The sequence below is a fragment of the Bradyrhizobium sp. 154 genome, from assembly GCF_023073875.1.
GTDB lineage: Bacteria > Pseudomonadota > Alphaproteobacteria > Rhizobiales > Xanthobacteraceae > Bradyrhizobium.
This window is the reverse complement of the sequence record NZ_JADPKG010000123.1, coordinates 286,988-296,030: the sequence shown is the minus strand read 5'-3', so window position 1 is coordinate 296,030 and position 9,043 is coordinate 286,988. Positions and strand designations below refer to the sequence as shown.

The following is a 9,043-nucleotide window of genomic DNA, read 5'->3' as shown; positions in this document are numbered from 1 at the left end:
GTCCGCAATCTCTTTTACATGGCGTGCATGGGAGCCGCGACACGGCACAACCCGGTACTCAAGGCCTTCTACGATCGCCTGATCGCCAAAGGCAAAGAGGCGAAGGTTGCGCTCACCGCCTGCATGCGCAAGCTGATTGTGATCCTCAACGTCATGATCGCGCGCGGAGAGAAATGGGACGCCGGCCGGTACGAAGTGAGCGGCCTCGCTCGGCTTCCGCCGAGCGAATGCCCAGCCTAAAGACCGTTGAGCGGGCGGGGTCAAGGCCGTCAGCCGCCGGAGGCGGGGGCGCGCAGCGCCAGCCTTGAGCCCGCTCGATCACCGGTCTACTTCAACACAGTTGCTCCCCGGGGAGCGATGCACTATTGCCCCCGTCGCCTTGCCGATGGCTGATGCCGCGGTCCGGTTGGGCCGCAGGCATCACCGCAACACTTGGCGCACAGACCCCGGGCGCCAGGACCACACGATTTTGCCGTACGCAGGCTGCACCCGTCGTATGCGCGCGGCGTTCGCTCACGGAGTGACCCGCCCTGCAAACCATCGCGCGCGGCGCTGCCCGCGTCCACCACGTCCCATCCCGCGTTCGTGACGATCGCGATCCGCCCCTCGGCCCGGGTTGGGGTGGCCGAAACATGCGATAATTCCGAATTCTAGTAAAGCGAATTATTTTGAATGAACGCATTGACCTTGGCCTCGTGTGTTTGCCCGTCAGGCAACGCAAGAGATGGTGTGGAGATTCGACACCACGCCCGCCACAACCGCGCCACGAACACGTCTCCCCGCGGTCTAAAAATGCGCTACGATGACCTCAGCGCGCTCCAAGTCGCGCAGATTGATGAATGAGGAAACGACATGAGGATGACGATGGGAACGGCGATCGCCGGGGTGGCGGCGCTGGTGGTGGCGGGGATGGCTCTGACGGCGGCTCTTGAGCCGGTCTGGGCCCATGGGCCGACACGGCAGAAGGTGCGGGAATCCATCGAGATCAGCGCGCCGCCAGCCAAGGTCTGGGCGGCGATCGGCAATTTTCAGGACATGAGCTGGCTCCCGCCCGTCACCAAAACCGAGGGCCAGAAGGGCAATGAGATCGGCGCGACGCGGACGCTGACCTTAACCGGCGGCCCGACGGTCGAGGAGGAGCTCTACAAATACGAGCCCGACATGCTGAGCTATTCGTACCGGATTACCAAGGTCGACGTGAAGGTGCTGCCGGTGACCAATTATTCCTCGACCTTGACGGTGTCGCCTGCGCCGGATGGCAAGGCGAAGCTGGAATGGGCCGGCGCGTTCTATCGTGGCTATCCCAACAACGATCCGCCACCGGAGCTGAGCGACGAAGCCGCGGTGAAGGCGGTGAGCGGGCTGTACAGGGCCGGGCTCGAGTCGCTCAAGAAGAAGATCGAGAGCGGTAGCTGATGGTGCGAGCGCTGGTCCTGGCGGCCTTGGCCGCCAGCCTTTGCGGTGCCGGTCTCCCGCGTGCGTCCGCCGACGAGGCGTTCGTCACCAACCAGCTCAGCGACGATCTGATGGTCGTGGACCTCGCCACTGCCCGCAGCGTTGCAACCATTCCGATCGGCGGCAAGCCGGCGGGCGTCGCCGTCAGCGCGGACGGACGTTTTGCCTATGTGACGAGCCCCGATGCCAAGGCGGTGACGGTGGTGGACGCCGCCGCGCGGCAGGTTGCGGGGCGGATCGAGGTCGGCGGCGGGCCGCTCGGCATTGCGGTCGCGCCCGATGGCAAGACCGTCTATGTCGCCGACTGGTTTGCCGCCGCGGTGCGGGTGATCGATACGGCCTCGCGCAGCGTCATGGCCAGCATCGCGGTCGGCGCCTCACCATCGGGCCTTGCGGTGACGCCGGACGGCAAGCTGCTGCTCTCGGCAGACCGCGACGACGACAGCGTCTCTGTGGTGGATACGACGACGCGGCAGCGCAAAGCAATGATCAAGGTCGGCACGCGTCCGTTCGGCGTCACCATCGACGCCGCGGGCAAGCGCGCCTACACCGCCAATGTCGGATCCGACGACGTCTCCGTGATCGACATCACCGAAGGCCGCGAGATCGGCCGCGTGCCGGTCGGGATGCGGCCCTACGCGGTGGCGCTGACGCAAGGGCGCGGCTTCGTCACCGACCAGTATGGCGGCACCGTCAGCGTGTTCGATCTGGCGACTCTGAAGCCAATGAAGCGCATCAATGTCGGCGATTATCCCGAAGGCATTGCCGCGACCGCCGACGGCAAGCGCATCATCGCCGCCTGCTGGGAGAGCAACTCGCTCAACATCATCGATGCCACTGATCTGAAGGTGATCGGCGAGATCAAGACCGGCGACGGCCCGCGCGCGTTCGGGGCGTTTTTGCGCAGGACGGAGTAGGGGATTGCGTAGGGTAGGTTACCCGGACCACGCGCGGGATGTCTCAACGAGTCATAGTGGAAGGCGTAACCAAGCCGCGAGCAACGGAGGATCGGAAGACCACAGCAGTGGGTTACGCTTCGCTAACCACCCTACGAGTCCCGCGGGTCCCGCACAACACACCCACAATCTCGTCCATCTGCTCAAACACGTGGTCCGGCTTCAGGGCCCGCAGCGCCGCCGGGGCCGCATAGCCCCAGCACACCGCACCGCAGGCAATGCCGACGTTGCGTGCCGCCTCGATGTCGCGGACCTCATCGCCGATTGAAATGACCTTACTAGGCTCGACACTCGCGCGCCGGATCACCCGGCGGAATTTTGCAGCCTTGCCGAACAGTGATGCAGAGCAATCGAAATGCGCGAACAGCGCCGCGGCCTCGCCGAGCTTCTCGCGCGCATTGGCTTCGCTGTCAGAGGTCACCAGCGCGAGTTGCACGCCGCTTCCGGCAAGCGCCTGCAGCATCGCCTCGACACCCGCAAACAGCGAAATCTCGCTAGCTGCCTCCGCCTTCAGCCGCCGCGCATGCCGCGCGATCGCCGGCAGCTTCCACAAGGGTACCTCGAGGTGGCTGAGGATCTCGCGGCTCGACGCATGCCGCAGCTCCTCGATGTCCTCATCCTTCACGCGGCGAAAGCCGAAGCGATCGGCGACGTCGTTGATGGTGCGCAGGAACCAGGGAAAGCTGTCGGCGAGCGTGCCGTCGAGATCGAAGATGACGAGGGAGTAGGGCATTGATCTCGCTGAGGTGCTTTGGTTCGCAGAGCCCTTTAGTCCGAACATAACCTTGCGGAAGAGATTTACGTTCATTTCACACAGCGCGGCCGTCACAAAGCGAGGGCTTTGGATCTTTGGATTGGCAAGGTCTCGCTGTAGGACGCTAGCTTCGGGCGGGTGTTGGGAACAATTTGGTGGGCTTGGTGGCGTCCGCCGCAATGGCAGGGCGGCGCAAGCGCTCCCCGGCCCATTCTACGAAGACCGCGCGCGCGGAGGAGTCACCAATGACTCGTGCCGGGATGAAAAACCCCTGTCTCGCATGGTACCAGAATGCGACCATGACTGGGCTGTCTTGAATCGTCGCAATCTCATCCCAAGACATCCGGCTCTCGGTGTTCGGACCTCTGGCGACGATCGAGAAGTCGTCAAAAATAACGTGCCATGTCTTCTGACTGAGACGATCCAACTCAAAGAGTTTCTCGAATATTTGGCGAGAAATCCAGCTCGAGACAAAATACATGTAGAGCTGTCCCACTACTAAGCACAGTATCGCGGCAAACACGGCGGGCGGCGTCAGCCATTCCTGACGTAAGGCGATATAGCTTGCCACGATCATGAAGGCATAAATGGTCAACGCCAAGGTCATTTGGCTACGCCAATCGATGAGGGCCTTCAGGTTGGCTTTCGCAAGTCTTCTGAAGAATCTATCTTCTTCTCTAGAAATTATGAATTCAAAGCTAAAGCTGGATGAGGCGGTTGCGTCGCTCAATCTAACCTCCTGCAGGCGAAGTCAGAAAAATATAGCAACAACCTTCAACTGAACCACAGATTGTTGCCCGAGGCGCCACTTGAGATGCGTCCTAACGAACGCGCGTCCGACTGGTCCGAGTCATTTCCGGGAAATTTGATCACGGCTGCGAGGCGGCGTCACTCCGCCGCCTCGCTCGTCCTCCCGCGCTTCGGCTTGCTTGCCTTCTTCAGCACCGGCTCCAGGAACTTGCCGGTATAGCTCCGCGGTGCCTTGGCGATGTCTTCCGGCGGGCCCCAGGCCACGATCTCGCCGCCGCCGTCCCCGCCTTCGGGGCCGAGATCGATGACCCAGTCGGCGGTCTTGATGACCTCGAGATTGTGCTCGATGACGACGACGGTGTTACCCTGCGCGACCAGCTCGTGCAGCACCTCCAGCAGCTTCTTGACGTCGTGGAAGTGCAGGCCGGTGGTGGGCTCGTCCAGGATGTACAGCGTGCGCCCGGTGGCGCGCTTCGACAGCTCTTTTGCCAGCTTGACGCGCTGGGCTTCGCCGCCGGACAGCGTGGTGGCCTGCTGGCCGACGTGGATGTAGTCGAGTCCGACGCGGTGCAGCGTGTTGAAGGTCTCGCGTACGCGCGGCACCGCCTTGAAGAACTCGGCGGCCTCCTCCACGGTCATGTCGAGCACGTCGGCGATGCTCTTGCCCTTGAACAGCACCTCCAGCGTCTCGCGATTGTAACGCTTGCCCTTGCAGACGTCGCAGGTGACGTAGACGTCGGGCAAAAAGTGCATCTCGATCTTGATGACGCCGTCGCCCTGGCAGGCCTCGCAGCGGCCGCCCTTGACGTTGAAGGAGAAGCGGCCGGGCTCGTAGCCGCGCGCTTTGGCCTCGGGCAGGCCGGCGAACCATTCGCGGATCGGCGTGAAGGCGCCGGTATAGGTCGCGGGATTCGAACGCGGGGTGCGGCCGATCGGCGACTGGTCGATGTCGATGATCTTATCGATGTGCTCGAGGCCCTCGATGCGGTCGTGCGGCGCTGCGCCTTCGCTTGCATTGTTCAGCTTGCGGGCGATGGCACGATAGAGCGTGTCGATCAGCAGCGTCGACTTGCCGCCGCCGGAGACGCCGGTCACACACGTGAACAGGCCGAGCGGAATCTCGGCAGTGACGTTCTTGAGGTTATTGCCGCGCGCATTGACCACCTTGATGGTGCGGCGATGGTTCGGTGGGCGCCGCTCCGGCACCTCGACTTCGAGCTCGCCGGTCAGGTACTTGCCAGTCAGCGATTTCGGATTGCGCATGATCTCCGCGGGCGTGCCCTCGGCGACGATGTGGCCGCCGTGCATGCCGGCGCCGGGGCCGATGTCGAGCACGTAATCGGCCAGCCGGATCGCGTCCTCGTCATGCTCGACCACGACCACGGTGTTGCCGAGGTCGCGCAGGCGCTTGAGCGTATCGAGCAGACGGGCGTTGTCGCGCTGGTGCAGCCCGATCGAGGGCTCGTCGAGCACGTAGAGCACGCCGGTCAGGCCCGAGCCGATCTGCGAAGCCAGGCGGATGCGCTGGCTCTCGCCGCCGGACAGCGTGCCGGAGGAGCGGGACAAAGTGAGATAGTTGAGGCCGACGTCGAGCAGGAAGGTGAGGCGCTCGCGAATTTCCTTCAGGATGCGCCCGGCGATCTCGTTCTGCTGCGCGTTGAGCGCATCAGGCACGGTCTCGAACCATTCGCCGGCCTTCCTGACCGACAGCTCCGAGATCTCGCCGATATGCTTGCCGCCGATCTTGACGCAGAGCGCCTCGGGCTTGAGCCGAAACCCGTGGCACGCCTCGCAGGGGACGTCATGGAAATATTTCGCCAGCTCCTCGCGCGCCCACTCGCTCTCGGTCTCGCGATAGCGGCGGTTGATGTTGGTGATGACGCCCTCGAACGGTTTTTTGGTGTCGTAGGAGCGCACGCCGTCTTCATAGGAGAACTTGATCTCATCCTCGCCGGAGCCGTAGAGAAGCGCGTTTTGCGTCTTCTTGGGCAGGTCCTTCCACTTGGTGTCGAGCGTGAACTTGTAGTGCTTGCCGAGCGCGTTCAGCGTCTGCACGTAATAGGGCGATGATGACTTGGCCCAGGGCGCGATCGCACCCTTGCGCAGCGTCAGATCCTTCTCGGGGATGACGAGATCCTCGTCGACATGCTGCTCGACGCCGAGCCCGCCGCAGGCGGGGCAGGCGCCGTAGGGATTGTTGAAGGAAAAGAGTCTCGGCTCGACCTCGGGGATGGTGAAGCCGGAGACCGGGCAGGCGAATTTTTCCGAGAACAGGATGCGCTCGGGCCCGCTCTTGTCGTGGATCTTCGCGGTCTTTTTTTTCTCTTCCGCGGGTGCGGCCGCCGGCGCGTCGGCGAATTCGACGACGGCAAGGCCTTCGGCGAGCTTCAGCGCGGTCTCAAAGCTCTCGGCGAGGCGCTGGCCGATGTCGGCGCGCACCACGATCCGGTCGACCACGACGTCGATGTCGTGCGGGAATTTCTTGTCGAGCGTCGGCGCCTCCGCCAGCTCGTAGAAGGTGCCGTCGATCTTGACGCGCTGAAAACCCTTCTTGAGCCATTCGGCGAGCTCTTTGCGGTACTCGCCCTTGCGGCCGCGCACGACCGGAGCGAGCAGATAGAGGCGCGTGCCTTCCGGCAACGCCAGCACGCGGTCGACCATCTGCGAGACGGTCTGGCTCTCGATCGGCAGGCCGGTGGCCGGCGAATAGGGCACGCCGACCCGCGCCCAGAGCAGGCGCATGTAGTCGTAGATCTCAGTGACGGTGCCGACCGTGGAGCGCGGATTCTTCGAGGTCGTCTTCTGCTCGATCGAGATCGCCGGCGATAGCCCGTCGATCTGATCGACGTCGGGCTTCTGCATCATCTCGAGGAATTGGCGCGCATAGGCCGACAGCGATTCGACGTAGCGGCGCTGGCCTTCGGCGTAGATGGTGTCGAAGGCGAGTGAGGATTTGCCGGAGCCCGACAGCCCCGTGAACACCACCAGCTTGTCGCGGGGAATCTCGACGTCGATGTTCTTGAGGTTGTGCTCGCGCGCGCCACGGATCGTAATCGCGCGCAGGCTTGAGCCCGCGTTCTGTTGTTGGCGCTTGGCCTTGATCACTTCGTCCATCCCGCTGGTCCTCAAGGAATCCCAAAGACGCGCGATCGCGCCAATGTAAAAGGCGCGCTTCGCCCGGAACCGGGATCGGCGCCGATGGGTATGTCAGCGAACGTAGGAAGAACGCGAGCGGATTTCCAGTGGCACGTGCGAATCGTCAACGGATTGTTGGCGGGCTGGCGGCATCTGGCAGCAGCAGGCGCGAGCGGAACTGCGCGGAACGACCCGTAAAACAAAAAGGCCGGCGCGAGGCCGGCCTTTCGTGACGATGTGACGTCGATAGTGATCAGTACTCAGCTCAGTACTTGGCGACCACCGGGCCCCCGAAGTGATAGTTCACGCCGACCTGCACGGTGTGGAAGTTGATCGTGCCGGAGGCCAGCGGAGCGCCAAGGTTAGAGAAGTAGTTCTCGCTGCCGAGGCTGCGATAGAGGTACTCGCCCTTGACCGACCACTGCGGAGCGAAGAAAGCTTCGACGCCCGCACCGACGGTCCAGCCGGAATGCCACTTGCTGTCGGAGACGCTCACGCCGAGGGCGCTGACGGTGATCTTGTTGTCGATCCAGGCGTAGCCGCCGGTGCCGTAGAACAGGACGTTGTTGACGGCCCAGCCGATTCGGCCGCGCACGGTGCCGAGCGCATCGGTCTTGGAGGCGACAGTGATGCCAAGAGCGGTCGCCGAAGCGCTCACGTCAGCCCAGGCGCCATCCGCCTCGATGCCGAACACGACGTTGCCGGTCTGCCAGTTGTAGCCGGCGGTGCCACCGACGAAGCCACCCTGCATCCGCGGGTCGGACGCGTTTTCCCAAGCGCCGCCGCCGACGACGCCGAGGTAGAAGCCGGTCCAGTTGTAGACAGCGGCCGGAGCGATCGGGGCCTTGGTATAGGGGCGCGCTGCGAGGTCAGCGGCTGAAGCCGGAGCAGCGAGAGCGAACAAACAGGCCGAAGCCAACAAAACCTTTTTCATTTTCAACTAATCCCAGTCCCAGTTTCTGTTGTCGCCTTCCATGCCGAAGGCAGCGGACTCAACGGCCCAACTAATGCCGTGCTTACACCACTAAAGCCGCAAGTTGTGTCTCCGAAAAGCCACAACAGTTACAAAACGTCTCGATCACTGACTTATCCGACCGTCCGCTTTGGATAAAACGAAAAAGGCCGGCACGAGGCCGGCCTTTAATCCTTGAACGAAATCAGAGCGATCAGTACCTCGCGACCAGCGGGCCGCCAAAGCGGTAATTCAGCCGGACGAGACCGATGTCGACATCTTGGCCAATTCGGTCGCTCCCGAACACAACGCCCGCCGGCGTGGTAAAGCCGATCGTGCGGTGGCCGAGGAAAATGTGGTCGTATTCGACGCCGACCGACCAGTTTGGTGCGAATCCGAATTCCAGACCGGCCCCCACCGTACCACCCCAGCGGGTTTCACGTGCCGATGCCAGCAGCGTGCCAGCGCCCGGAGTGCCTGCGGCGGCATAGACGTCGTACTTGTCCCCGACCACAGCGGCGCCGCCCTTCACATAGAACAGCACATTGTTCCAGGCATAGCCGACCTGGCCAGTGATCAGGCCAAAACTGTCGATGCGAGAGCGGTTACGATCACCGGTGACCAAAGCGGTGCCAGGGAACAGGGTGCTCACGTTGTCGCCGGAAAAGTCAGCCCAGTTGCCCTGGCCCTCGAAGCCGAACACCCAATTGGTCGACTGCCAGCGATAGCCAATCTGGCCACCGACCGTGCCGCCCGTCGCGTTGTGGCAGCCTTCGCCAACCAGAGTGCCGGTAACAGGCGTCACGAAATCCCAGCACTTGTGGCTCGAACCACCGCCGCCGTTGATACCGATGTAGAAGCCGCTCCAGTCGTAGATCGCGGCAACGGCAGGAGCCGGAGCCTTGGTGTATGGGCGCGCAGCGAGATCTGCCGCGCTTGCGGGAGCCGAGAGGCCCAGCGCCATTGCACCGATTGCACTAAACAGAATCTTATTCATTGCAGTCTCCCCAGTTTCGACCGCTTCTCGAACTCCCCGAAGCG

General features: G+C 63.1%; 7 protein-coding genes and 1 pseudogene. 3 read left to right on the top strand and 5 right to left on the bottom strand.

Going from position 1 to position 9,043, the window contains the following annotated elements:
- From IVA92_RS35340 to IVA92_RS35330, 3 genes and pseudogenes are all read left to right on the top strand, one after another.
- Positions 1–240, top strand: a pseudogene (locus IVA92_RS35340) (IS110 family transposase); the annotation flags it as partial.
- A gap of 612 nt (positions 241–852) precedes the next feature.
- A complete protein-coding gene (locus IVA92_RS35335; RefSeq protein ID WP_247279904.1) occupies positions 853–1,416 on the top strand; it encodes an SRPBCC family protein in 564 nt (187 codons plus the stop codon).
- A gap of 2 nt (positions 1,417–1,418) precedes the next feature.
- The gene (locus tag IVA92_RS35330; RefSeq protein ID WP_247279909.1) at positions 1,419–2,372 is read left to right on the top strand and encodes a cytochrome D1 domain-containing protein; all 954 of its coding nucleotides are present in this window, start codon (positions 1,419–1,421) and stop codon (positions 2,370–2,372) included.
- A gap of 112 nt (positions 2,373–2,484) precedes the next feature.
- Here the strand turns inward: IVA92_RS35330 and IVA92_RS35325 are convergent, their stop codons facing one another.
- From IVA92_RS35325 to IVA92_RS35305, 5 genes are all read right to left on the bottom strand, one after another.
- Positions 2,485–3,144, bottom strand: coding sequence for an HAD family hydrolase (locus IVA92_RS35325; protein ID WP_247279908.1), 660 nt, complete (start codon positions 3,142–3,144; stop codon positions 2,485–2,487).
- Positions 3,145–3,289: 145 nt separating this feature from the next.
- A complete protein-coding gene (locus IVA92_RS35320) occupies positions 3,290–3,895 on the bottom strand; it encodes a hypothetical protein (RefSeq protein ID WP_247279903.1) in 606 nt (201 codons plus the stop codon).
- Positions 3,896–4,053: 158 nt separating this feature from the next.
- On the bottom strand, positions 4,054–7,029 hold the full coding sequence (uvrA, locus tag IVA92_RS35315; protein WP_247279902.1) for an excinuclease ABC subunit UvrA: 2,976 nt from the start codon (positions 7,027–7,029) through the stop codon (positions 4,054–4,056).
- Positions 7,030–7,315: 286 nt separating this feature from the next.
- Entirely contained in the window at positions 7,316–7,984 is a 669-nt protein-coding gene (locus tag IVA92_RS35310; RefSeq protein WP_247279901.1) for an outer membrane protein, read from the bottom strand.
- 232 nt (positions 7,985–8,216) lie between these two features.
- Entirely contained in the window at positions 8,217–8,999 is a 783-nt protein-coding gene (locus tag IVA92_RS35305) for an outer membrane beta-barrel protein (RefSeq protein WP_247279900.1), read from the bottom strand.
- Between the last annotated feature and the right edge of the window lie 44 nt (positions 9,000–9,043).

Excerpts from the sequence above, each read along its gene's own strand:
- IVA92_RS35335 (WP_247279904.1), top strand. The coding sequence starts at position 853 with ATGAGGATGACGATGGGAACGGCGATCGCCGGGGTGGCGGCGCTGGTG.
- IVA92_RS35325 (WP_247279908.1), bottom strand. The coding sequence starts at position 3,144 with ATGCCCTACTCCCTCGTCATCTTCGATCTCGACGGCACGCTCGCCGAC.
- uvrA (WP_247279902.1), bottom strand. The coding sequence starts at position 7,029 with ATGGACGAAGTGATCAAGGCCAAGCGCCAACAACAGAACGCGGGCTCA.
- IVA92_RS35310 (WP_247279901.1), bottom strand. The coding sequence starts at position 7,984 with ATGAAAAAGGTTTTGTTGGCTTCGGCCTGTTTGTTCGCTCTCGCTGCT.
- IVA92_RS35305 (WP_247279900.1), bottom strand. The coding sequence starts at position 8,999 with ATGAATAAGATTCTGTTTAGTGCAATCGGTGCAATGGCGCTGGGCCTC.